General features: G+C 60.5%; 20 protein-coding genes. 10 read left to right on the plus strand and 10 right to left on the minus strand.

Annotated features, from left to right (window positions below; all coding sequences use genetic code 11):
• Positions 1-43 precede the first annotated feature (43 nt).
• On the minus strand, positions 44-1,492 hold the full coding sequence (locus tag AC5WNI_RS07090) for an amidase (RefSeq protein WP_368448848.1): 1,449 nt from the start codon (positions 1,490-1,492) through the stop codon (positions 44-46).
• Between the two features lie 261 nt (positions 1,493-1,753).
• Between AC5WNI_RS07090 and AC5WNI_RS07095 the strand changes: the two genes are divergently transcribed.
• Positions 1,754-1,942, plus strand: coding sequence for a DUF3008 family protein (locus AC5WNI_RS07095; RefSeq protein WP_043332182.1), 189 nt, complete (start codon positions 1,754-1,756; stop codon positions 1,940-1,942).
• A gap of 129 nt (positions 1,943-2,071) precedes the next feature.
• Here the strand turns inward: AC5WNI_RS07095 and AC5WNI_RS07100 are convergent, their stop codons facing one another.
• On the minus strand, positions 2,072-2,860 hold the full coding sequence (locus tag AC5WNI_RS07100) for an OBAP family protein (protein ID WP_368448850.1): 789 nt from the start codon (positions 2,858-2,860) through the stop codon (positions 2,072-2,074).
• 272 nt (positions 2,861-3,132) lie between these two features.
• Here AC5WNI_RS07100 and AC5WNI_RS07105 point away from each other — a divergent pair, with 272 nt between their 5' ends.
• Together AC5WNI_RS07105 and AC5WNI_RS07110 are read left to right on the plus strand one after the other, a co-directional pair.
• The gene (locus AC5WNI_RS07105) at positions 3,133-3,870 is read left to right on the plus strand and encodes an HAD family hydrolase (RefSeq protein WP_368448852.1); all 738 of its coding nucleotides are present in this window, start codon (positions 3,133-3,135) and stop codon (positions 3,868-3,870) included.
• Positions 3,871-4,182: 312 nt separating this feature from the next.
• Positions 4,183-5,247, plus strand: coding sequence for a capsular polysaccharide synthesis protein (locus AC5WNI_RS07110; RefSeq protein WP_495928986.1), 1,065 nt, complete (start codon positions 4,183-4,185; stop codon positions 5,245-5,247).
• A 233-nt stretch (positions 5,248-5,480) separates the two neighbouring features.
• Here AC5WNI_RS07110 and AC5WNI_RS07115 read toward each other — a convergent pair whose 3' ends face one another.
• Positions 5,481-5,921, minus strand: coding sequence for a hypothetical protein (locus AC5WNI_RS07115; RefSeq protein ID WP_368448856.1), 441 nt, complete (start codon positions 5,919-5,921; stop codon positions 5,481-5,483).
• Between the two features lie 430 nt (positions 5,922-6,351).
• Here AC5WNI_RS07115 and AC5WNI_RS07120 point away from each other — a divergent pair, with 430 nt between their 5' ends.
• On the plus strand, positions 6,352-7,983 hold the full coding sequence (locus AC5WNI_RS07120; RefSeq protein ID WP_368448857.1) for a BCCT family transporter: 1,632 nt from the start codon (positions 6,352-6,354) through the stop codon (positions 7,981-7,983).
• A 201-nt stretch (positions 7,984-8,184) separates the two neighbouring features.
• Here the strand turns inward: AC5WNI_RS07120 and AC5WNI_RS07125 are convergent, their stop codons facing one another.
• Positions 8,185-9,216 carry an LLM class flavin-dependent oxidoreductase gene (locus AC5WNI_RS07125; protein WP_317291892.1) on the minus strand — a complete coding sequence of 344 codons (1,032 nt, stop codon included), beginning with the start codon at positions 9,214-9,216 and terminating at the stop codon, positions 8,185-8,187.
• Positions 9,217-9,471: 255 nt separating this feature from the next.
• On the opposite strand from AC5WNI_RS07125, the gene AC5WNI_RS07130 reads away from it, so the two are divergent.
• Together AC5WNI_RS07130 and AC5WNI_RS07135 are read left to right on the plus strand one after the other, a co-directional pair.
• On the plus strand, positions 9,472-10,239 hold the full coding sequence (locus AC5WNI_RS07130; protein ID WP_487885717.1) for an extensin-like domain-containing protein: 768 nt from the start codon (positions 9,472-9,474) through the stop codon (positions 10,237-10,239).
• 285 nt (positions 10,240-10,524) lie between these two features.
• A complete protein-coding gene (locus tag AC5WNI_RS07135; RefSeq protein WP_368448859.1) occupies positions 10,525-10,962 on the plus strand; it encodes an Sbal_3080 family lipoprotein in 438 nt (145 codons plus the stop codon).
• Between the two features lie 153 nt (positions 10,963-11,115).
• Here AC5WNI_RS07135 and AC5WNI_RS07140 read toward each other — a convergent pair whose 3' ends face one another.
• A complete protein-coding gene (locus AC5WNI_RS07140) occupies positions 11,116-11,538 on the minus strand; it encodes a VOC family protein (RefSeq protein ID WP_368448860.1) in 423 nt (140 codons plus the stop codon).
• A 277-nt stretch (positions 11,539-11,815) separates the two neighbouring features.
• On the opposite strand from AC5WNI_RS07140, the gene AC5WNI_RS07145 reads away from it, so the two are divergent.
• The 4 genes from AC5WNI_RS07145 to AC5WNI_RS07160 all read left to right on the plus strand — a co-directional run bounded on the left by AC5WNI_RS07145 (position 11,816) and on the right by AC5WNI_RS07160 (position 16,805).
• Positions 11,816-12,541 carry an SCO family protein gene (locus AC5WNI_RS07145; RefSeq protein WP_368448861.1) on the plus strand — a complete coding sequence of 242 codons (726 nt, stop codon included), beginning with the start codon at positions 11,816-11,818 and terminating at the stop codon, positions 12,539-12,541.
• Positions 12,538-13,014: a hypothetical protein gene (locus tag AC5WNI_RS07150; protein ID WP_368448862.1), complete on the plus strand. Its 477-nt coding sequence runs from the start codon at positions 12,538-12,540 to the stop codon at positions 13,012-13,014. The genes AC5WNI_RS07145 and AC5WNI_RS07150 overlap by 4 nt, the downstream gene beginning before the upstream one ends.
• Before the next feature lie 108 nt (positions 13,015-13,122).
• Positions 13,123-14,652 carry a PepSY-associated TM helix domain-containing protein gene (locus tag AC5WNI_RS07155; protein WP_368448863.1) on the plus strand — a complete coding sequence of 510 codons (1,530 nt, stop codon included), beginning with the start codon at positions 13,123-13,125 and terminating at the stop codon, positions 14,650-14,652.
• Between the two features lie 77 nt (positions 14,653-14,729).
• Entirely contained in the window at positions 14,730-16,805 is a 2,076-nt protein-coding gene (locus AC5WNI_RS07160) for a TonB-dependent receptor domain-containing protein (protein WP_495928990.1), read from the plus strand.
• A 149-nt stretch (positions 16,806-16,954) separates the two neighbouring features.
• Here AC5WNI_RS07160 and AC5WNI_RS07165 read toward each other — a convergent pair whose 3' ends face one another.
• The 5 genes from AC5WNI_RS07165 to AC5WNI_RS07185 all read right to left on the minus strand — a co-directional run bounded on the left by AC5WNI_RS07165 (position 16,955) and on the right by AC5WNI_RS07185 (position 21,782).
• Entirely contained in the window at positions 16,955-17,539 is a 585-nt protein-coding gene (locus tag AC5WNI_RS07165) for an NAD(P)H-dependent oxidoreductase (RefSeq protein ID WP_368448865.1), read from the minus strand.
• 246 nt (positions 17,540-17,785) lie between these two features.
• Entirely contained in the window at positions 17,786-19,060 is a 1,275-nt protein-coding gene (locus AC5WNI_RS07170) for a Y-family DNA polymerase (RefSeq protein WP_368449847.1), read from the minus strand.
• 8 nt (positions 19,061-19,068) lie between these two features.
• A complete protein-coding gene (locus AC5WNI_RS07175; RefSeq protein WP_368448867.1) occupies positions 19,069-19,530 on the minus strand; it encodes a LexA family protein in 462 nt (153 codons plus the stop codon).
• Positions 19,531-19,773: 243 nt separating this feature from the next.
• Positions 19,774-20,085 carry a putative quinol monooxygenase gene (locus AC5WNI_RS07180; protein WP_043332154.1) on the minus strand — a complete coding sequence of 104 codons (312 nt, stop codon included), beginning with the start codon at positions 20,083-20,085 and terminating at the stop codon, positions 19,774-19,776.
• Positions 20,086-20,291: 206 nt separating this feature from the next.
• Positions 20,292-21,782: a CoA-acylating methylmalonate-semialdehyde dehydrogenase gene (locus AC5WNI_RS07185; protein WP_368448869.1), complete on the minus strand. Its 1,491-nt coding sequence runs from the start codon at positions 21,780-21,782 to the stop codon at positions 20,292-20,294.
• Positions 21,783-21,817 lie beyond the last annotated feature (35 nt).

Here is a 21,817-nt window from a genome sequence, read left to right on the forward strand (position 1 = left end):
GGCCACTTTGCATGTTGTTAAGCAGCATGACAGCCGTATGGATTCATGTCGCGCTGAAGGGCTCGGCGGGATGCGCCGTCGGGTGGGCATCCATATAGGCAGCGGCAGCCCGCAGCAGTCGCACGTCATCGTGCTTGCCACCTGCCAACTGAAAGCCGACGGGCAGTCCCTGAGACGTGAAGCCACAGGGCACCGACGCTGCAGGTTGGCCGCTCAGGTTGAAGGGATAGGAGAACGGTGCCCATTCCTCCCAGTCGTGCATCTGGCTATCCGGGGGTACCTGATGATTCAACGCGAAGGGGGTGACGGCGACGCTGGGAGTCAGCAATAGATGGAAATCCTGATTGAATTTCTCCAGCGCCTGGGTGATCCGGTAGCGCTCCTCAAGCGCCTTGAAGAGATCCAGCGACGACCATTCACGTGCACACATGGCATTCTCGACCAGCCCGGGATCGAGCTGTTCACGTTGCTGAGTATCGCAGTCATCCCAGAGCCCCAGTGAGGCGGTGAACCAAATCTTGCGAAACGTCTCGAAGCTTGTCTCGACCGGAGGGTCGACTGCCACGATGTCCGCGCCAAGGTTCGCCAGTCGCTGTGCGGCGCGCTCCACCAGGCTTGCGATCTCGGGGTCGACCTCGACATGCCCTAAACATGGCGAGTAGGCGATGCGAAGTCCTGCCAGTGACTTGCCGATATCCGCGCCCCAGTCCTCGGGTTGGCCGCGATTGGCGTAAGGGTCCTGGGCATCATGACGGCCGATCACATTTAACATGGCGGCGGCGTCACGGGGGTTGCGGGTCAAGGGGCCGATGCTGGACAGAAAGGCAGCCTTGGAGGGCGGCCACTGCGGTGTCCAGCCGAAGGTGGGTTTGAAGCCGAAGATGCCACTGAAGGCGGCGGGGATGCGGATCGATCCACCGGAGTCACCGCCCTGATGCAGCACGCCCAGGTTCAGGGCGGCGGCAGTAGCCGCGCCACCGGAAGAGCCGCCGGGCGTCAGTGTGGTATTCCAGGCATTGCTGGTGGTGCCATGCACGAGGTTGTCGGTGACAGCCTTCCAGCCGAACTCGGGGGTGTTGGTCTTGCCCAGTAGAATCGCGCCTGCCTCACGCAAGCGCCTGACCGGCGGCGCATCCTGCTGGCATGTCGTAGCCGGTGTGATCAGGGAGCCTGCTCTCGCCGGCATGCCGGCAACATCTGTCAGGCCTTTCAGTGAGGTCGGAATGCCATCGAGTGGACTCAATGGCTTGCCGGCCTGCCAGCGCTGCGTGGATTCACGCGCCTCCTTCAGCGCCGTGTCATGTGCGACATGTACATAGGCATTGACAAGCGGGTTGAGTCGCTCGATACGATCGAGCACCGCTCGGGTTACCTGTAACGGGTCGAACTCACCGCGTTGGTACCCGTGTGCCAGTTGCTCGGCGTCCAGCGCTGTCAGGTCATCCTTGGCATTATGGGGCGAAAGATGTTGAGGAAATTCGACGTCACGCATGGCGGCTCTCCCGCATTTGGATGGCGATATTATTGTGGGTCGTTGGCGATAGTCTGCTCGATGCCCGGAGGCGTTCTCGCGGAGAACGGCTATCTGCCTCTCCTGCATGGCCTTGGGTCAGAGAGGGCAAACTCAAGGCATCGTGAGGTTGAAAAGGGCGAAGGGGGACCGCATGGCTCATGGAGAGTGACAGCAAGCGGCATGGTCGAGCGCATGGCAGCCGATCATGGTTCACGATATTCGCCCAGAGGGAGGACAATCATGCCAGCCAAGTCCAAGGCACAGCAGATGGCAGCCGGGGCAGCACTGTCAGCACGTCGTGGTGAGCAGAAGGTCAGCGAGCTGGACGGGGCCGCTCGCTCGATGTATGACTCCATGAGTGAAGAGGAGCTCGAGAAGATGGCTTCGACATCACGCGAAGACAAGCCGCGACACGACAACCAGAGCTGATCACCAGGGGATGCCTATCGCGGCTTCCTGGCGCGATAGCTGAAACGACAAGGCGCCTAGCAATCAGTTGCCAGGCGCCTTGTCGTGGGGGAGTACCTTTTCGTGTAGCTGATTCACTGCGACCTAGCCTCAGCGGCTGTCGTTCAGGCTTTCCTGCGGCGGCTGGTGGGACTCGCTGTCAGGTGGTGTCGGGCCACCGTTGGCCTTGGGGCTGACATCGGGCAGCGGAATCTCTGCGCGTTTCTGGCGGCGCTCCTCGGTGCTGATGCCCAGGCGCTCATCACGACGCTTCATCAGTTCCTCATCGATCTGACCATCACGGGTGAAGGCCATCATCAGCTGCGGGATACCGTAGGGGAAATCGTCGCGGTCGATCTGCCAGGTGTGGAAGGTCTTGCCGTAGGTGGTGACGAGGTCTTCGAAGTAGCTGCGCTCCGCCAGTTCCGGAATCCCCGGGGCCACTAGGATCCCGGACTTTACTTCATAGTGATGGCTGTGCCAGAGGGGCTTTTCTTCCTCGGGCAGCTGCTCGTAGCGCTCGGCGCTGATGATGTATTCGATCCCGATCAAGCGGGCATCACTGCGATTGGAATCGAAGATCACGCATTGGTGCAGATCATGTTCCAGGTGGATGCAGAAGTGGCTGGCCTCCACCTGACGCCCCATGTCATCGGCATAATGGTGGAAGCCGTTGAGGTAGGTACTCATCGCTTCCATCGGATATTTGCGCTGCATGACCTGCGAGGCCGCATCGAGCACCTGATGCTTCAGCGGGTGGCCGCTGCTGACCTTGCGAGCACTGTTGAGGCGCCGGCCCAGAAAGAAGGCGGTCGCCGCGGCGGCGCCGGCCAGAAGGCCCGTGCCGAAGCCGGACGAGTGTGAGGGATGTGAGCATGTGCGGGAATGGCGATGACGCATACTTCCTCCTGCATGGGTGTCTTGATAAGGCAAGAATTCCTGTCATGACGTTGCCATTGCAGTGCATTACCCTTGAGCGCGTCAAGTCGCCTACCGACAGACATGGCTCGGGAAATCCTCGCTCATGTCTGCTGCAGAGTGTCGGGATTGCTTTTCAGTTTTCTGCCCTCATCAATGAGAGATATCACTTCTTGTGGCCGCTCTATGCCTTGCGCGACAAGGTGTCTTGTTCATCACGTGTTTCTGCCATCTTTTCTCGAATTGGAGCTCGCATGAAGCAACTTATCTTTGATTGTGACGGTGTATTGGTGGATAGCGAGATCATCGCTGATGGCGTGCTCAAGGAGAAGCTTCCCGTCTGGCTGCCAGACCTGGGGAGTGCAGAGCAGATCGAGCATGAGCTGGACCGCTGCCTGGGCATGATGACGCGCGATATCCTGCTGGATCTGGAAGCGCGCAGTCAGCACACGCTGCCCGTGGATGCGCTCGACCAGGTGCGCCATCTCGTCGATGCCCGACTGGCCGACTCGCTCAAGGCCATGCCCGGGGTGCGCGAGATGCTGGAATGGATCCGCGATCAGCGTCTACCGCTGGCGATCGTGTCCAACAGTTCTGAGCAGCGCATGAAGATCAATCTCGAGAGCTCGGGGCTGCGCGGCATTCTCGATGAGATTGCCGCGGCCAATGGCGACGAGCAGCTGCCGATCTTCACCTCCGATGAGGTCATGAACCCCAAGCCGGCACCAGACCTCTATCTGCTCGCCCTCAAGACGCTGGGACGCTCCGCCGAGGAATGTCTGGTAGTCGAAGACAGCCGCACGGGAATGCAGGCAGCCGTGGCCGCAGGTCTCAAGGTTGTCGGCCATCTGGGTGCCAGTCACATTCCGCCGGGCCACGCCGAGGTGCTGCGGACCACAGGCGCCTGGCAGGTCATGAAACACTGGGATGAATTCAGCCGCCTTTGCGCTGACGCCGGTTTCGTGGCCAATGAAGAAGCCGTCAGCCACTGAGGTGTTGCACTGATATGTGCGTTGACCATTCAGCTGGCATGTCCTGAAAGACGAGTGCTGATCACGTGGTTTCCTGATTCTTGTCATCGGTGAACAGCTTCATCGATGACAAGTCATCATTTCCTGTCACAGGCCCTCTCGTAAGCCCTGTCACGAGGCCAAGACTTGTCCTCGCCTCATCTGATCTTGCGTCATTTCCTCGAGTTTTTCCTGCTGTTAGACAATTTTGCAAACTATCGGTATTTTTACGTGATTCGCGTTATTTATCGTTACCTATGCGCTGTCATGGGTAACTAATACCTGGGTTGCCTGATGATCAATGCATTCATTCGAAGCGATACTTTCGAGAACAAGGGCAATTGGCTGCGCAAGCATATTGCGTGGTTCAGCCATCGCTACAATGCGCATTATGGAATCGCGCAGCTGTCGCCACAGAGCCCACGTTATCAGGTAGCCCGGGATTCACTTGCAGAGCTGCAGCGTGCGGCGTCACTCGGGTCCACCCCGGGAACGCCGGCGACTCAGTCACAAGCCCAACCCAAGATCATCTGGATGTACTGGGATGCTCCGCTGGAATCAGCGCCGGAAGTCGTTCGCCTGAGCGTCAGCTCGTGGCAGGCGCTGAATCCAGACTACGAAGTGCGCCTGCTCAGTGATGACAATATTCAGCAGGTACTTGGCTTTGATTTCCTTGCTGCCTTCGAGCTGTCGACAGTCAGGTTGAACCCCGCCATCAAGGCGGACGTATTGCGGTTGTATCTATTGAGTCGCTACGGGGGAGTCTGGGCTGACAGCACGACGTTCTGCCTGACGCCATTGTCGCAGTGGTTGCCTGTGGCACTGGGTGAACTGGGCTTTTTCACTTTTCGTCAAAGCAAGGCGCCCGCCAGGCCGATGGAGGTCTGGTTCATTGCGGCAGTGCAAGGGCGGGAAATCGTGACCCACACATTGGGCCTGTTTCTGGAGCATCTTTTCTTGCCACGGCGCAGTGCGATCTTCATTTCCAATCGTGCCAAGAATCACGCGAAGCTGGGGGTCGGTCGCCAACATCCTGAGCTGCTCTATGCGGATTTTGTCCGCCGTGCCGAGCGCTTTGGCTTCATGCCGTATTTCTCGTTCAGCTATTATCTCAATGACAGCTTGCGGGAATACCTGACCTCGGCGGATATCGAGCGCTTCATGTCGCTCGAGAATCGCTACGTCGGGAATGGAGAAGAATTTGAAGCATTCCAGGAGGCGCTGGTATCCAAGCAGACCTATAAACGAGATTACCAACAGCGTCCCGTATTTCTGAAGCGCAAGGACTACCTTCTGTCTCTGCTGGCTGACACCAAGGAGGCTGACGCTCGTGTCAGCGTGAGCTCTGTTTCAGCGTGAAGATTGGCTGGATACGATTCTGTCTAGAGAATGTTGGCTAGAGAAACTTCTGGATAGAGTGAGTGCTGAATGGAGTAAAAGGAAAAGAGCCTGTGGCCATTGGCTGCAGGCTCTTTTGGCTTGTCATCCGCCTCCCCGTCATTTGAAGGTCTTCAGCCTGATGGCCTCTCGCCGAGGTGCCTGTGTACTTGAAGTCGCAGGCTCTGACTTCCCTTGCATCGTGAGGCTGTTCCTCACTTGAAACAGATGCGCGTGCCCCAGGCGAGCAGTTCTTCCTGATTGAGGCTGCGAGATTCGACCCCGATCATTTCATCTCCCCATTGATCTGCCCAGGTCAGCACGCCGTGGCTGATGCCGCGTGCTCCCATCAAGTCGCGTATCTCACCGGTGCCCTTGAACCAGAGCGCGCTGTGGTCGTTGCGCGTCAGGTCCGAGATGCCGTGGCAATGATGAATCCTCACCTTGTAGATACCATCCAGTGACATGACCTCGACCACTGGCACCATTCCTTGTTGCAGTGCTCGTGCCAGCGACTCGAGTGTCATGCTGGTCGCGTCCTGGTGGGCGATCGACTGCTCGGCAACGGGACTCTGGTGCAGCGGAGTAGCAGACGACGCGTGAGTGGGGGTCACAGCGGTACGTGGCTGGTGTGTTGCAGTAGTGGGGGCAGGCATCGGGGATGTCCTCAGTGGTACGTCATGTCGGTGGTGAGTCGAGATTTATAACTATCGTACAAGTAATGTAGAGGTTGTCCTGCGATCTCGCCATCGTGGCTGGCAGGCCAGCTTGCCTGAGCTTTCTCGGCTTCCTGCTCTCTCGCCGCGTCCTTCCAAGGCCTGCACTGTCCTCCCACAGCCTGCACTGTCCTTTCAAAACCGGCTTTGTCCTCCCACGCGGAGGCTGTAGCTCGGCGGGAACAGGCGCCTGCCTCTATAAGCAGTGACAAATTTTCCTGTGTTGCTGGCGTCGCCTGCCCTTGAAGTTCTGGGGAATCAGGTTCATGTCTAGAAGGCACTGCGAATATTCGTTGGCGATACGCTACTCGTTTCTCGCTGGTGCGCGATCCACCTCACCGCTGTCACAGCTCACAGGGAGTAGCGATTTATGACATCTGGAGGAAAGCGCGTATTCAGCGCGTCGGTCATCATCATTCTGGGGCTGGTCGCATTGGGGGCAGGATTCCCCACCCGTTTCGGTGAATTGGCAGATCAGGCGCTCGGCGCCGTGACCAGCATGTTCGGCTGGTTCTATCTGATATCCGTCTTTGGTTTCGTGATCTTTCTCATCAGCCTCGCGTTGAGCAAGTACGGCAAGATCCGGCTCGGCCCGCAGGACAGCCGGCCTTCCTATACCTTCTTTTCCTGGGTCAGCATGCTGTTGGCAGCAGGGTTCGGCGTCGGGCTGGTGTTCTATGGCATGGCGGAACCCATGCAGCACTATCTGAAGCCACCGTTCGCCGATATGCCGGGTGAGACGCCCGAGTCTGCGCGCTATGCCATTCAATATGCCTTCTTCAACTGGGGCGTCCATCAGTGGGCTGCCTTCTCGGTGGTTGGCCTGATCATTGCCTATTTCCAGTTCCGCAAGGGACAGGCGGGGCTGGTGTCCTCGGTGCTGTCTTCCGTGACGGCCAAGCACCCCAAGGCACGCCGCTACGGCCCGGTGCTGGATGTCTTTGCAGTGGTGGCGACCGTGATGGGGGTTGCGACATCGCTGGGTCTGGGCGTGTTGCAGATGAATGGGGGGCTGCACTTCGTCTTCGGCGTGGAAGAGGGCTGGCAATGGCAGTTCATCATCATGGGCGTGATGTTCTGTGCCTACATGGCCTCGACTTGGTCCGGGCTCGACAAGGGCATCAAGCGCCTGTCCAACCTCAACATGAGCATCTGCATCGCGCTGATGCTCTATGTGCTGTTCACTGGCTCGACACTGGATATCCTCAAGACGATCACCCTGGGCATCGGCGATTATCTGCAGAACTTCATCGGCATGAGCCTGCGCATGTCGCCCTATGACGGCAATGATTGGAACAGCTCTTGGACCGTTTTCTACTGGGCATGGGTCATTGCCTGGTCACCCTTCGTCGGGACCTTCGTCGCGCGTGTCTCGCGTGGCCGAACCATCAAGGAATATGTGGTGGGCGTGCTGATCGTGCCGCCGCTGCTGGCGTGCCTGTGGATCGGCGTCTTCGGTGGTGCTGCGATCAATATGGAGTTGGCCGGTGATGCCGGTCTGGCGGCCGCGACGGATGCCAACATCACGTCTGCCTTGTTCGAGATGTTCGATCTGATGCCCTTCAGCAGCGTGCTGTCGGTGGTCGCGATCATGCTGATCTTCATCTTCCTGGTGACCTCTGCCGATTCGGCGTCCTACATCGTGGCGCAGATGACCGACGGCGGCTCGATCAATCCGCCGCTCTACAAGCGTATCGCTTGGGGCGTGCTGATCGCGGCCATCTGCTTGACGCTGATCTCGACGGGCGGTCTTAAGGGCTTGCAGTCAGCCTCGGTACTCTCGGCCTTGCCGTTCACCTTCATCATCTACGGGATGATCGTGGTGCTGGTGAAGGAGCTGCGGGCTGATCGTCGCCAGATGCTCAGTCAGCTGTATCGCCGTCATGGTGAGACACCGGTCGGTGCGGATATCTTCGAGGCTGACAGCCTGGCCGAGGAAGATCGCATCCGCCGTGCGCCGGACGTCAAGAATCGTCGCGTGAACCCGCGCGACCATCATTGAGCCGAGTCGAGGCATGAACTTATCGTTTTGAGCTCATCGCCTTGAGTTCATCGCCTTGAGTTCATCGTTTTAAGATCATCGCTTTCAGCTCATGACGTCAATGCGTGGCTTCACGGCAGGCTCAGAACGACAAGACGCCGCTCACAGGAGATGTGAGCGGCGTCTTGTCTTGGAAAGTCAGTCAGCGTGAAGGGGCTCACGTCATTGACTGGCGGCCGGCGTCCGGCGGCCGGCGACCTCGGCGAGTATCTCGTAGCTCTTCAGGCGGTCGGCATGCTCATAGAAGTCCGAGTTGAACATCAATTCGTCGGCCTGGGTCACCTCCAGCAGATGCTCGAGTTCGCTGCGAATGCGCTCAGGCCCGCCGATGATGGCAGCAGCCAGATTCTGGCCGACCATGGCTTCCTCGCGTGCTGACCAGTCCAGTGTCTCGCGTGGGGGCAGGGCGCGCGTGCTCTTGCCACGGATCAGATTGAGGAATTTCTGTTGCTGGGTGCTGGCCAGGAAGTGGGCGCGTTCATCGCTGTCGGCGGCGATCAGTGGCAGGCCGAGCATCACGTAGGGCGCGTCCAGCACCTCGGAGGGCGTGAAGTTCTCGCGATAGAGCTTGATGGCCTCCAGCATGTAGCCGGGGGCGAACTGACCGGCGAAGGCGAAGGGCAGGCCTTTTTTCGCTGCCAGGCGTGCGCTGTAGTCGCTGGAACCCAATAGCCACAGGGGAACATGAGTGCCTTGCCCCGGCATGGCCTTGACGCGCTGACCGGGTGAGGCCTCGCCCAGATACTGCTCGAGTTCGGCCAGCCGCTGGGGGAAGTCATTCACGCCGGCGGAAGGGTCGCGCCGCATCGCCTGCATGGTGATGCCATCCGAGCCCGGCGCGCGGCCAAGTCCGAGATCGATCCTGTCAGGGTAGAGCGTGGCCAGGGTGCCGAACTGTTCCGCCACCACCAGCGGGGGGTGATTGGGCAGCATGATGCCGCCCGAGCCGACCCGCAGGCGGGAGGTCTTGCCCGCCACATGGCCGATCAGCACCGAGGTGGCGGCACTTGCGATGCCATCGATGTTGTGATGCTCGGCCAGCCACAGGCGATGAAAGCCCAGCGCTTCGACATGCTGGGCGAGACTGACGCTATTGTGGAAGGTTTCAGCAACACTGCCGGTATCGCGAATGGGGGCAAGGTCCAGCACCGAGAGCGGGATCGTGCCCAGGCGTGAGGTAGGGGCTGTCGTCATGTGCGCTCCTGATAGCGAGTTGGCGTGCAGAGAGCAGCTGGGGCGTGGCCCCTATAGGCATGTAGCTGGTCTGCTGAATGGCGTCCAGCATAATGGACAGCCTTTTGTCTGACAGCGTCTCGCCTTACATTTCACTGTTTCTGATATGGCATATATGAGGCGGTCGATACGTCATGCCATTCACGGTGGTCAGTCATCCTGGGGAAGGTGAAGCCCAGGGCAGATGAGGGCCTGCATCGCGCACAGGAGGCGAACATGAACGGGTTGCAGCACAAGCAGCGTCGCAAAGGCTTGGGGCTCACGCTGATATGCCTGGTGCTCATCGGCCTGGGCGTTGCGATCCAGCGCGATATCATCGTGCTGGACCGCTGGATACCCGCTCACTATCTCCCGTGGGAGCCACTGCAATTGGAGGACCCGCCCGGCATGGTGACCGGCTGGAAGCTCTCACGCTTGAACGAGAACCCGGCCGCCTGTCGCGCATTTCTCGAGCGGGAAGCCCCGCAACGGGTGACCTTCCTGCCGGATCGCCCCAGCGACAACGGCTGTGACCTCATCAACAGCGTACGCATGCATTCGGCGTCAGGCGTGAGTGGTGAGCAGGGCGTTCGCTTCAACCAGTCCTTCATTGCCAGCTGCCCGCTGGCGGTGAGCTGGCTGCGCTTCGAGCGTCATGGGCTCAAGTCAGCGGCGCAAAAAGTCATGGGGAGCGAGGTGACGCAAGTGTCCCATGTGGGCAGCTACGCCTGCCGCAACATCTACGGACGAGAGAACGCACGTCGCAGTGAACATGCCACTGCGGATGCGCTGGATGTCACAGGCTTCACGCTGGCGGACGGCCGTCAGGTTCGCCTGCCGCGCGACTGGACGGCACCCGCAGATGAAGATGCCCCGGGCCGCTTCCTGCGTGCCGTGCAGGACGCCGCCTGTGAGAGTTTCGGTACAGTGCTGGGGCCGGATTACAACGCGGCCCATCGTGATCACTTCCACCTCGGCACGCGGGGCTGGCGATTCTGTCGCTGAGCAACACCTGATGCTGCGTCGGGCAAGAGTGCGGCAATGCGGACATCCGCGCACGCTGTCAGTGGGTCACTATTGGCTCGGCGTGATAAAGGGGACTCATGTTTGCCACGCCTGTCATCATTTGTCGGTGTCGCTGAAGAAGACTCGCGCTTGCATGGGGGAATTACGCTTGATCACGGGCAGATTCCTCGAATTTATTTGTTTTCACTAATACCCTGCGGACAAGAATGCCTTCCTTGGCACATATCGCGATAAAGCCTCTTGTTCAATGACAGGGAGTCAAGAATGACAGGAATGACGAAGGCATTATTGGCAGCTTCCATCACCCTCGTGATGGCCGGCTGTACCTCGGTGCAGGTTCAGCCTCTGGAGCGCATGTCCTATCTGGATACCGTGTGCATCGAGCGCAATGAAGCCGTGATCGTGCCCGGCTTCCTGAGTGTGATCAAACGGGGCTTCAGTCGTAATGGCCTGAATACGCGAGTCTATGACGCGCCAGTCCCCGGCCATTGTGAAGTGATATTGACCTATACCGCTTTGCGCTCCTGGGACGTCATGACTTATCTGTCACACGCAGAACTCTGGCTCAATGATCCGTATGGCGATGAAATCGCCTACGCGCAATATCATCTTGTCGCAGGGGGCGGTCTGACGTTCTCCAAGTTTGCCGGGGTTGAAACCAAGATGAACCCGGTCATCGATGACCTGCTCGTCAACTACTGACGTGTTTACCGTGATGGGCATCCAAGCCATTTCCTTGCACGCCTCACCAGAACGTCATTTCTCGCCATGATGGCGCACTTGATAGCGGGGCCGGCGCTCTTGTCATGCGCCGGCCCCAGCAAAGACTCTCGAGACATCTGGTGTGCTGGAATCTCAGGGTGCCATGCCCATGCCTCGGCTGATCGTCGGGGCGCAGCGCTCGGGGTTGATGCTGACCACGCGTAGGCGATGCCCATCGGGGAGCATGCAATCGAGCACCTGCCAGGCACAGCCGGGGGCGCTGCTGCCGTGACTCTCGATCAGATGCGCTCCCTGGGCCTGCCATTGATCGCGGAAGCGGGCAAAGTCCGTTCGCTCGATCTCAAGCGTCAGCTGGCGGCTGTCGGGTTGCTCGGCACTGCGCTGCAACAGCAATACGCTGGTCTGCTTGTCTCGGCGATGGTTCAGCTCCAGGGTCGCGCTGGTGGCGTTGCGCAACAGGATGGGCAGGGCGAGTGTTTCGGTGAAGAAACGGCAAGCGGCATCGAGGTCGCGCACTTCAAGGATGGCTGGGTGCAGGGAAAGGCGCTGAATCATGGCGAAGCCTCATGGCGTGAGGGGAAGAAGGGAATGGGGACTGGCTCCATTGCAGGAGCATGGAGACAGTGTCGTGTCCGTCCGGGCGAGGCGCACTTTGAATCTGATGATGATGGTGATGGCTTTACGCTATCTGGGGCCTTGTCGCGCCCGCTAAGCCCCGTGGGAATCGCTGTGGCAACTTGTCGCATTAGTGGTTTTGCGGGTGTGAATGGTTAGCATCCCTGTCTTCGACCCTGTTGCCTTTACCTTCTCTGCACGCCACGTTGGAGTGTTCATGTCGCCGCGCAAGCTGATCCTGATGGGACTCAGTGCTTTTGCCCTCGTCGTCATCGCGTTGATCACGGGGCTTTCCGCTTCGCATCAGCCGCGTGATGCGTGGCCAGCGACGCTCGAGCTGCCTTCCACGCGTGGACTGTTGCACTCGGACACCTTGTCCAGGGGGGAAGCGGGCCATCTGAGCGTGCTGGTTCCCGGTTTTACGCATTGCCCGGACATCTGTCCGTTGTCGCTTGCCCGGTTGCAGATGGCCTGGCAACGCCTTGACGAGACGTCACGCGCGCATCTGCATCCGATGTTCCTGACACTGGATCCGGCGCGCGACACCCTGCCAGTGCTGTCACGTTATCTGTCTGCCTTCAGCCTGCCGGTGACCGGCCTTCGCCTCCCGTCACATGACGATACGCGCCTGAAGGAATTCACTCAGCGCCTCGGTATCCAGTTCCAGCAGCGAGACCCCGAGCAGAGGCATCCCCCTGAACACGCGCAAGCGCAGTCGTCGGCCGGTGAGCCCGATTACATGATCGACCATAGTGTGGCGATCTTCGTGATCGATGACCGCGGACGACTGCGTGACACCCTGCCGCTCAGTCAGACGCCTGCGCAGCTGGCCGATCGCTTGACGTTCCTGCTTCAGTCCGTGGCCGCAGCGCCGTCTTCTGCCGATGTCGCGACCGTCAACACGAGCGCAAACACGAACGTGTCGGCAACGGGGGACGCATGACAGCGACTTGCCCCTCGACTCGCCACGCCAGGCGTGAATCCGTTTCCTATCATCGCGCCCTGTCACGCCTGACTGCGGCCAATGGGCATGTCGTCTTCGTGATGCTGATTGCGTTGGCCGCCATGCTGGTCATGCCGTTGGCGGCACCGCGTGTGGTGATGGTCGACGATCATGCCGTCTTCGAGAGCGTCGGTACCGGTCGTTGGGTGAGTGCCGATAGCGACTGGATAACGCGTGCCGCTCGCGAAAGCGGTTCGCAGGCGCAGATCACCCATAGTTCCGCTGCCTCGGATTGTCCGTTGGCCAGCATGGCGGCCTTCACGCTGGCATTGGTCGCCGTTGCCCTGTTGCTGGCGTTGGGGCGGTTGTCTCGCGACGCGGCCCCGCGTCCCTGCCTTGTCGCGTTCCGCGACATCAATGTCTATCTGCGTCCGCCCGGGCGCGCGCCACCTCACGATTCCCTCGCGCCATGAATTGCTGGGCTGCCTTGTGGCGGCTCTCCATAGTGTTCGGTGATCGCACGTTGACCGACGGACAAAGTATCCGTCGCGCGTCGTGGCACCTGTCGATGGGTAATCGTGATGAGTTCAACCACCAATACTGACTCCGCGGGTCGCGCCGCTCGTGGTTTCAGCGATATCTACCGCGCCGTGTGGCGCTGGCATTTCTATGCCGGCCTGCTGGTGCTGCCTTTCCTGATCTTGCTGGCCGTCACCGGCGGTCTTTATCTGTTCCGTGAAGAGATCGATCACTTCGTGCATGCCGACCTGATGAAGGTCAACACGCCGGTGGTGCAACAGGCCAATGGCCAGGCACAGGCGAGTGTCCCGCTGAGCGAGCAGGTGCGTGTCGCCGTGCAAAGTCTGCCCGGCAAGGCCGTGCGTGTTGTGCCGCCTGCGGCCAGTGACTTGACCACGGAGGTCGATATCGTGGCAGCCGATGGCAGTGGCAAGCAGGCGGTCTACGTCAACCCCTACAGCGGTGAAGTGCAGGGGCAGATGGCCTACCGGGACAGCATCATGTGGACGGTGCGCAATCTGCACAGCCTCGCCATCACCGGCCCCATCGGCAATGCCGCGATCGAGATCGCCGCCGGCTGGAGCATTCTGCTGGTACTCAGCGGCCTGTATCTGTGGTGGCCCCGGGGCCAGAAGGGCGGTGTCATCACGCTGCGTACCACGCCTGCGCGCCGTCTGTGGTGGCGTGACCTGCATGCCGTGTGTGGCATCTTCGCTGCTGGTTTCATTCTGTTTCTCGCCGTGACCGGCATGCCGTGGTCAATGGTGTGGGGTGCCAAGGTCAACGAGTTGGCCAACGGGCATAACTTCGGGTATCCCGATGGCGTGCGCGTGAATACGCCGATGTCCGATACGCGTCTGGTGGATCAGGAGAGGACGACCTGGTCACTCGAGCAGGCCGTTATCCCGTTATCCTCCTTGCCGGCGGCTGCGACAAGCCACGTCGTGGACGAGGGAGAGCATGCCGGACATGGCGGTGGTAGCACCAAGTCTGGTGCCGAGCAGGCCTCCGGCGCAGCGGGCGTGCCGCTGAGCGCCGCCGCGATTGCCCATGCCGATATCGGCCTCGATCAGGCTGAACGCATCTTCGTTCGCGAAGGCCTGGCACCGGGCTATGCCATCAATCTGCCGAGCTCGCCTCAGGGCGTCTACACCGGCTCCGTCTATCCGGATGCGCTGGAGCGCCAGCAGGTGGTGCATGTGGATCGCTATTCCGGCGATGTGCTGATGGACATGCATTACGCCGATTATGGCCCGCTGGGCCGAGCGTTGGAGTGGGGTATCAATGTCCACCTGGGGCAGCAGTACGGGCTGATCAACCAGCTGGTGCTGGTACTGGCCTGTATCGCGATGGTGATGATGAGCGTTGGTGCGGGCGTGATGTGGTGGAAGCGTCGTCCGGTGGGCGGTATCGGTATCCCGCCGCTGCCCAAGGAGCGCAAGCGTATCGCCGGTGTCTGGGGTTTGATGATGATCATCGGTGTCATCTTCCCGCTGGTCGGCCTCTCGCTGGTCGTGATGGGGCTGCTGGACTGGCTGTGGATTCGCCTCAGCATCAATAATGACAAGGCTGCTATGGAGGCCAACGCATGACCCATTTCTTCGTCGATTCTCGTATGCGTTCTCGTCGCCACGTGTCGATAATGTGCGCTTCGCGTTGTCGCCTCCCTATGGCGATTGCCACTGCCATTGCCAGCAGCAGTGTGCTGCCAGCTTATGCAGATGATGAGAGCATCAGCGTGTTGCCGTTGGTCAGCATCCAGGCACAAGCGCCGATGGCCAGCCCCGTCCACGCGGTAGATGAGGGGCACGCCAAGGGCAACATGGACCTCGGCGAACAGCTGCGCGAGGTCAATGGCGTCAGTGGTTCGCGCCTGGGTAGCCACGGTGTCTCGCCCATCTTTCGTGCCCAGGGCGGCGAACGCCTGATCCAGGAGGTGGATGGGGCCTCGCTGTATCCGGCCTGCCCGAGCGGCATGGACTCCACGCTCGGCTATGCCACCACCGGTAGCCAGTCGGATCTCACGCTCTACAAGGGTGCGCAGACCGTCAGCCGTGGCCCCAACTTTGCTGCGGGCAGCATCGAGGTGACGCGTCACACGCCAACGCGCAGTGATGATGACGGCGTGCATGGCACATTGGGCGCTGGCTGGCGCAGCAATGATGATGCCACCAGCGAGACTCTGTCACTGACCGCCAAGCAGGGCGATTTCTGGGCCGCGCTGGACTTCGAGCATTCTGAGCGCAACAACTACGAGGATGGCAACGGTGATACCCAGCCCGGCGCCTATCGCAGCGACAACGGCAGTCTCCGAGTCGGCGCCTTTGCCAGCGAGGATGTCGCCATTGAGGCGGGAGTCGCCGTGGTGCGCATCGATGATGCGCTGTATCCGGCGATGGATGCACCACGCAGCGATATGGACCGCCAGTATCTCAAGTTGACGGTCGACAACCTCGGGCCGTTCTCGCACACCGAGACACAGCTCAACCATGCTCGCGTCGTGCATGACATGGATAATGTCACCCTGCGTGACTTAGATGACTCCTCAATGAGCATGGATATGGGGTCGGGCATGGATATGGGGTCGGGCATGGATATGGGGTCGGGCATGGACATGAGTGACATGGCCATGTTCTCCAGCGCAACCACCGAGACCTGGTATGCCAGTACCCAGGGGGATATCCCGCTCACGATCGCCGGGCACGACTCTGTCCTGACGCTGGGTGTCGATGCCGAACGGCTCGAGAGCAACACCCACTCCAAGATGGGTATGTCACTGGATAGCCTGTCGGATAGCCAGACCTGGCCGGACGTCGTGCGGACGCGCGGTGGGATATTCGCGGAGCTGGATACCACCCTTGATGCCGACAACCGTCTCGTGACCGGTGCGCGCTATGACGTCTCCATCAGTGATGCGCGAGATGCCGATGAGGTGGTGGGCAGCAATGCCTCGGCTATCTCTGCCTGGCGTGCCCAGTATGGCGATGATGTTGAAGCCAAGCAGCGTGACGGGGAGTTCAGTGCGCTGGCGCGTCTGGAGCATCGCTTCAGTGATGAGGTGAAAGGCTACGCAGCCCTCAGTCGCAGCGTACGTTTTCCTACCGCCACCGAGCGTTATTACAATCGCCAATCGGACAGCAATGCCTGGTTGGGCAATCCGGAGCTCGACCCCGAAATCCATCAGCAGCTCGAGCTCGGGGTGGCGGTTAGGCAGGGCGCCTGGCGGTATTCGGCCGATACCTACTATAACCGGGTGCATGACTGGATCGAGTTGAGCGAAGGTGACTCACTGACTACCTACGACAATGTCGAAGCCGAGATCTACGGCCTCGAGTTTGAAGCCAGCTGGCAGCGAAGCGGCTGGCGACATTCTGCCGGCGTTGCCGCGACACATGGCACCAATCTGAGCGATGGGACGCCGCTGTCGCAGGTTGCCCCCTTCAATGGCTATCTGGCGACTCGTTATGATGCGGATCGCTGGTGGGCAGGTGCACGGCTGGATGCAGCCGCACGCCAGTCGCGCATTTCCGACAATGAAGAGGCGACGGCAGGCTTCGGTATCGTCGGGCTCGAGGGTGGCTACCGCGTCACGGATGCCATCGAGCTGAGTGCCGGTATCTCGAACCTGTTTGACAAGACCTACGCCTATCACGTCAATCGTTTCTATGACGATCCGTTGCAGGGCGATGTCCAGGTCACCGAGCCGGGGCGTATCTTCTGGACGCACGCCAGCTGGAGTTTCTGAGACTCGCACCCTCTCAATAGTGAGCGCTGGTCGCCGCTATTCGTTAGAACGCAAGAAGCCCGCCATCGGTCATGTCACCGGTGGCGGGCTTCTTGTATTACGAGCGGGCTCGAGTGCTTTCAGCGCTCGCAACTCATCTCTACGAGCCTTCAGGCGCGGCCGATGTGCTCGCGCAGGTGCGTGCGGTAGGCCTGGGTGTAGGCCTCCAGGTCAGGATTCTTGATCACATCAGTGGCTAGGTAGGTCGGCAAGGCCGTCATGCCGAGGAATTCCATCGCCTTGTGCACCGGGAAGTAGACGCCATCGATGCCCTTGCCCTCGAAGAAGTTGCCTTCTTCATCAAAGGCCTCAAGTGGCGCATTCCAGGTCAGTGACAGCATGTACTGGCGGCCCTGCATCAAGCCGCCAGTGCCGTAGCCCTGGGTCGGGCTGGTGCGATGACGGCCATCGCTGGCGTACAGCGCGCCGTGGCCCTCAGTCAGGATGTCATCGAGATACTTCTTCACGGTCCACGGCAGACCCATCCACCAACCTGGGGTCTGATAGATGATCAGATCCGCCCACAGCTGCTTCTCGATTTCCGCCTTGGCCTCGAAGCCTTCCTCGATGACGGTTTCACGCACGTCATGCCCCAGCTCGGCCAGCTCACCGCGCGCCAGTTCATGCAGCGTCGCGTTCAGCTCGCCATTGGAATGGGCAAAGGCCTTGCCGCCGTTGATCAGTAGAATCTTCATGCCGGGTACTCCACAACTGTTGGCTTTTCAGCAATGGCGCACAGCATGAGTGTTCGCAAGTCATTGATAAAGCGGCGCTGGCGTAAAACACCTTTGCTGTGGATGCAACAATCCGATCAGATTGCGCGCGATATCTACGCATTCACTCCCTTCATGCCTTATGCGGTATGAGCGCCCAGGAAAGGGATTGTATTGCTGATGGTTGGGACACTCGGAATTGTGCTCATAGCTTTCGGGCCAAGCCCACTAACGCAACCGCTTCAATTCCTGCCAGTTGGTGGTATAGCGGGCGCTGCGGTGGGCGCAGCGCAGTTGCCAGGCGGCGTCGGGGCGTGCGACACCCAGGCGCACGGTGCCGCGGCCCATCTTCTGATTCATGGCGTCCAGTGTCGCCATCAATTGCTGGCTGCGTTCGCGCTTGGCGATGTCTTCTTCGCTTTCCAGCAGCGAGAGCTGCTCGCGTGGTTGGTCGATGAGGTCGAGCAGCATCACGCCAGCCTTCATGAAGCGATAGCCGCGCAGGTAGATATGCTCCAGTGCCTGTTGCGCGGCGGCGAGTATCTCGCGGCTGTCATTGGTGGGGGCGGGCAGCTCGACGATGGTGCTGGGTGAGTATTGCGGCAGGTCGGGTCGGTGACGATTGCTCTTGAGGAAGACCAGCACGGCGCGTGTCAGGCTGCCTTGATGACGCAGTTTCTCGGCGCCGCGTTGGGCATGCTGGCGGATGGCGTCCCTGAGTTCATTCAAGTCACCGGTCATGCGCCCGAAGGAGCGCGAGGTCATGATGCGCTGGCGAGCCTCGTCGGCATCATTCATCTCGAAGCAGGGCGTGCCTTGCAGTTCGCGTGCGGTGCGCTCCAGCACCACGGAATAGCGCTGGCCGATGGCGCGCGGGTCGGCGCAGCGCAGGTCCCAGGCAGTGTGCAGGCCTTGCAGTGCCAGGCGTTCGACCAGACGTCGGCCCACACCCCAGACATCGCCCAGTGGCGTATCGGCCAGCAGGCGCTGGGTGCCGACCTCATCGGGTTCCAGCACGCAGACACCGCCGAATTCCGGACGCTTCTTAGCCGCGCGATTGGCCAACTTGGCCAGTGTTCGAGTTGGTGCGACCCCGACACACACGGGAATGCCGGTGAACTTGCGGACATTGCGGTGCAGGGTGCGGCTCAATGTCAGCATCGAGTTGCGATCAAAGCCATCGAAACGCACGAACATCTCATCGATGGAGTAGGGCTCGACCCCGGCGGAATATTCCTCCAGCACCTCTCGCACGCGCGCCGACATGTCGCCATACAGCTCGTAATTGGAGGAGAGCAGGTGGATGCGTCCCTCACGGACGAGTGACTGCAGCTGGAAGGCGGGGGTGCCCATCTCCACGCCCAGCGCCTTGAGTTCATTGGAGCGCGCGATCACGCAGCCGTCATTGTTGGACATCACGCCGACAGGGCGGCCCTCCAGGCGCGGGTCGAACACTCGCTCGCAGCTGGCGTAGAAGTTGTTGCAGTCGACCAATCCGATCATCGGCGTCTTCATACCGCGTATTCGTGGATGACGGAACGCACCACCCCCCAGACCTGGCATTCGAGGTCGAAGATCGCGACCGGCGGATACAGGGCATTGCCGGAGCTCAGGTAGGGGCGCTGACCGATCAGCTCATAACGCTTGACCACCACCTCACCCTCGATCAGTGCCACCACGATATGCCCGGGACGGGCATCGATGGAACGGTCTACCACCAGGGTGTCGCCCTCATAGATGCCGAAGCCTTCCATGCTGTCACCCGCCACCGTCATGAAGAAGGTCGCTGCCGGACGCTTGATCAGCCGCTCGTTGAGGTCCAGCGTGCGCCCCGCGTAATCCTCGGCCGGCGAGGGGAAGCCGGAAATGCCAGCGCGCCCCGTGATGTGAGGGTGCGGCAGTGCACAGGGCTCCGGTGCTGGATGAGGGCGAGCCAGCGAGGCGTGGGACGGTTGAGCGGCAGATACGGTCATGGGTGAGGTCTCCTTTCGATACTGTATTCATATACAGTATCGGCGCTGAGAAGCTCTCAGGCAACCGATAATCCCTGTGAGTGCTGCACATTCACGAGACGCAGATCAGATGAGGTGCACCTGTGTTCAATGGTGGACGACAGGTAAAGCTGCTAGCGGATATTGCTCGGCGGTATCTCACGAAAAAGCCCGGCCTCCAGGAGGCTGGGCTTTTTTGGGTCTTTCCCAATGCTGTTCTGTCTATCAGCCCGCCGGGCTCAGGATGCGGATATCGCCATCGGCGATCCAGTCACCGGCGTTGTCGCGGAAGCGCTGCATGTGTTCGGTCTCGCGGTGGGCCTGCAGGGCATCGTGGGATTCCCAGGCTTCTACCACGGTGATGGTGTCGGGACGTGGGTCGTTGTCCTTGTCGGCGGCGCGCTCGGAGTCCAGGCACGGATGGTAGGCGTGGCAGCCATCTTCTTCTCGCACAGTGGGCGCGACGGCGCAGAGTTCATTGAAGACATCCTGAACGTGGCCTTCTTTGGCGGTAACGGTGGCGATTACCCAGATCATCTTGGCTCCTTGTGACGGTACTGACCGTCGGTGTCATCGGGATTCTCGTGATGAGATGTCCTGACTATGTGGAGCCGTTTCTGGCCACTGCAAGGGGGCAGGGGCTGACTGTCGGGATGATCTCGCGTGGCGCGCACATGAAAGCGCCGGACAGCAGGGCTGTCCGGCGCAGTTGTTATCAAGCGATGATCTGTAATCGTGATGGATCAGGACGGGAAGGCGAACTGGGCGCTTTCACGCAGACCGGCGGAAGGCCAGCGCTGGGTGATGGTCTTGCGGCGAGTGTAGAAGCGCACCGCGTCCGGGCCGTAGGCGGACAGATCGCCGAACAGCGAGCGCTTCCAGCCACCGAAGCTGTGATAGGCAACCGGTACCGGCAGTGGCACGTTGATGCCGACCATGCCGACCTGGATGTGATCACTGAAGTAGCGGGCGGCTTCGCCATCACGGGTGTAGATGCAGGTGCCATTACCGTATTCGTGAGCATTGATCAGCTGCATGGCGGCTTCCATCGAATCGGCGCGCACGACCAGCAGCACCGGGCCGAAGATCTCTTCCTGGTAGCAGGTCATCTCCGGGGTGACGCCATCGATCAGGGTGCCGCCGACGAAGAAGCCGTTCTCGCCACCTTCGACCTGCGGATTGCGACCGTCGACCACCACCGTCGCGCCTTGCTGCTCGGCGCTGTCGATATAGCCGACCACCTTGTCGCGATGCGCTGCGGTGATCAGCGGGCCGAAATCATTGCCCTTGTCGCTGTAGATGCCGACCTTGAGGCCTTCCATCTGCTGCTTCATCTGCGCGATCAGATTGTCGGCGGCGTCATCGCCTACGGCCACCGCGACGGACAGTGCCATGCAGCGCTCACCGGAGGAGCCGAAGGCGGCGCCATTCAATGAATTGGCCACGTATTCCATGTCGGCGTCCGGCATCACGATGGCGTGGTTCTTGGCGCCACCGAGGGCCTGACAGCGCTTGCCGTTGGCCGCGGCGCGGCTGTAGATGTATTCGGCGATCGGGGTGGAGCCGACGAAGCTGACCGCCTGGATGCGCGGGTCGTCCAGCAGTGTATCGACGGCTTCCTTGTCGCCATTGACGACATTCATGACCCCGGCCGGCAGCCCGGCCTCCATCAGCAGCTCAGCGATGAACAGTGTGGAGGTCGGATCGCGCTCGGAGGGCTTGAGGACGAAGGTGTTGCCGCAGGCGATTGCCATCGGGTACATCCACAGCGGCACCATGGCCGGGAAGTTGAACGGCGTGATGCCGGCAACCACGCCCAGCGGCTGGAATTCGCTCCAGGAATCGATACCCGGGCCGGTATTGCGGCTGTGCTCGCCCTTGAGCAGTTCCGGGGCGCTGCAGGCATATTCGACATTCTCGATGCCGCGCTGCAATTCGCCCAGCGCATCATGACAGATCTTGCCGTGTTCCTGACCGATCAGACGAGCGATCTCGTCGGCGTGTTCTTCCAGCAGCTGCTTGAAGCGGAACATCACTCGGGCGCGCTTGATCGGCGGCGTGTTGCGCCATTCCGGGAAGGCCGCCTCGGCAGCCGCGATGGCTTCCTCGACCGTCGCCTTGCTGGCCAGGCGCACTTGGCCGCCGACTTCACCAGTGGAGGGATTGAAGATGTCCTGGGTACGGCCTTCGCTGTGATCGATGTTGCCGTTGATGAGATGTCCGAGTGTCTTCATTGGGCGGGTCTCCTGAGATGACTTGTGAAATGAAT

The organism is Cobetia sp. PDI-12MA (genome assembly GCF_059507695.1).

What these genes read in the sequence shown, in the direction of transcription:
- AC5WNI_RS07090 (WP_368448848.1), bottom strand. Translation starts at nt 1,492, where the DNA reads ATGCGTGACGTCGAATTTCCTCAACATCTTTCGCCCCATAATGCCAAG.
- AC5WNI_RS07095 (WP_043332182.1), top strand. Translation starts at nt 1,754, where the DNA reads ATGCCAGCCAAGTCCAAGGCACAGCAGATGGCAGCCGGGGCAGCACTG.
- AC5WNI_RS07100 (WP_368448850.1), bottom strand. Translation starts at nt 2,860, where the DNA reads ATGCGTCATCGCCATTCCCGCACATGCTCACATCCCTCACACTCGTCC.
- AC5WNI_RS07105 (WP_368448852.1), top strand. Translation starts at nt 3,133, where the DNA reads ATGAAGCAACTTATCTTTGATTGTGACGGTGTATTGGTGGATAGCGAG.
- AC5WNI_RS07110 (WP_495928986.1), top strand. Translation starts at nt 4,183, where the DNA reads ATGATCAATGCATTCATTCGAAGCGATACTTTCGAGAACAAGGGCAAT.
- AC5WNI_RS07115 (WP_368448856.1), bottom strand. Translation starts at nt 5,921, where the DNA reads ATGCCTGCCCCCACTACTGCAACACACCAGCCACGTACCGCTGTGACC.
- AC5WNI_RS07120 (WP_368448857.1), top strand. Translation starts at nt 6,352, where the DNA reads ATGACATCTGGAGGAAAGCGCGTATTCAGCGCGTCGGTCATCATCATT.
- AC5WNI_RS07125 (WP_317291892.1), bottom strand. Translation starts at nt 9,216, where the DNA reads ATGACGACAGCCCCTACCTCACGCCTGGGCACGATCCCGCTCTCGGTG.
- AC5WNI_RS07130 (WP_487885717.1), top strand. Translation starts at nt 9,472, where the DNA reads ATGAACGGGTTGCAGCACAAGCAGCGTCGCAAAGGCTTGGGGCTCACG.
- AC5WNI_RS07135 (WP_368448859.1), top strand. Translation starts at nt 10,525, where the DNA reads ATGACAGGAATGACGAAGGCATTATTGGCAGCTTCCATCACCCTCGTG.
- AC5WNI_RS07140 (WP_368448860.1), bottom strand. Translation starts at nt 11,538, where the DNA reads ATGATTCAGCGCCTTTCCCTGCACCCAGCCATCCTTGAAGTGCGCGAC.
- AC5WNI_RS07145 (WP_368448861.1), top strand. Translation starts at nt 11,816, where the DNA reads ATGTCGCCGCGCAAGCTGATCCTGATGGGACTCAGTGCTTTTGCCCTC.
- AC5WNI_RS07150 (WP_368448862.1), top strand. Translation starts at nt 12,538, where the DNA reads ATGACAGCGACTTGCCCCTCGACTCGCCACGCCAGGCGTGAATCCGTT.
- AC5WNI_RS07155 (WP_368448863.1), top strand. Translation starts at nt 13,123, where the DNA reads ATGAGTTCAACCACCAATACTGACTCCGCGGGTCGCGCCGCTCGTGGT.
- AC5WNI_RS07160 (WP_495928990.1), top strand. Translation starts at nt 14,730, where the DNA reads ATGGCGATTGCCACTGCCATTGCCAGCAGCAGTGTGCTGCCAGCTTAT.
- AC5WNI_RS07165 (WP_368448865.1), bottom strand. Translation starts at nt 17,539, where the DNA reads ATGAAGATTCTACTGATCAACGGCGGCAAGGCCTTTGCCCATTCCAAT.
- AC5WNI_RS07170 (WP_368449847.1), bottom strand. Translation starts at nt 19,060, where the DNA reads ATGATCGGATTGGTCGACTGCAACAACTTCTACGCCAGCTGCGAGCGA.
- AC5WNI_RS07175 (WP_368448867.1), bottom strand. Translation starts at nt 19,530, where the DNA reads ATGACCGTATCTGCCGCTCAACCGTCCCACGCCTCGCTGGCTCGCCCT.
- AC5WNI_RS07180 (WP_043332154.1), bottom strand. Translation starts at nt 20,085, where the DNA reads ATGATCTGGGTAATCGCCACCGTTACCGCCAAAGAAGGCCACGTTCAG.
- AC5WNI_RS07185 (WP_368448869.1), bottom strand. Translation starts at nt 21,782, where the DNA reads ATGAAGACACTCGGACATCTCATCAACGGCAACATCGATCACAGCGAA.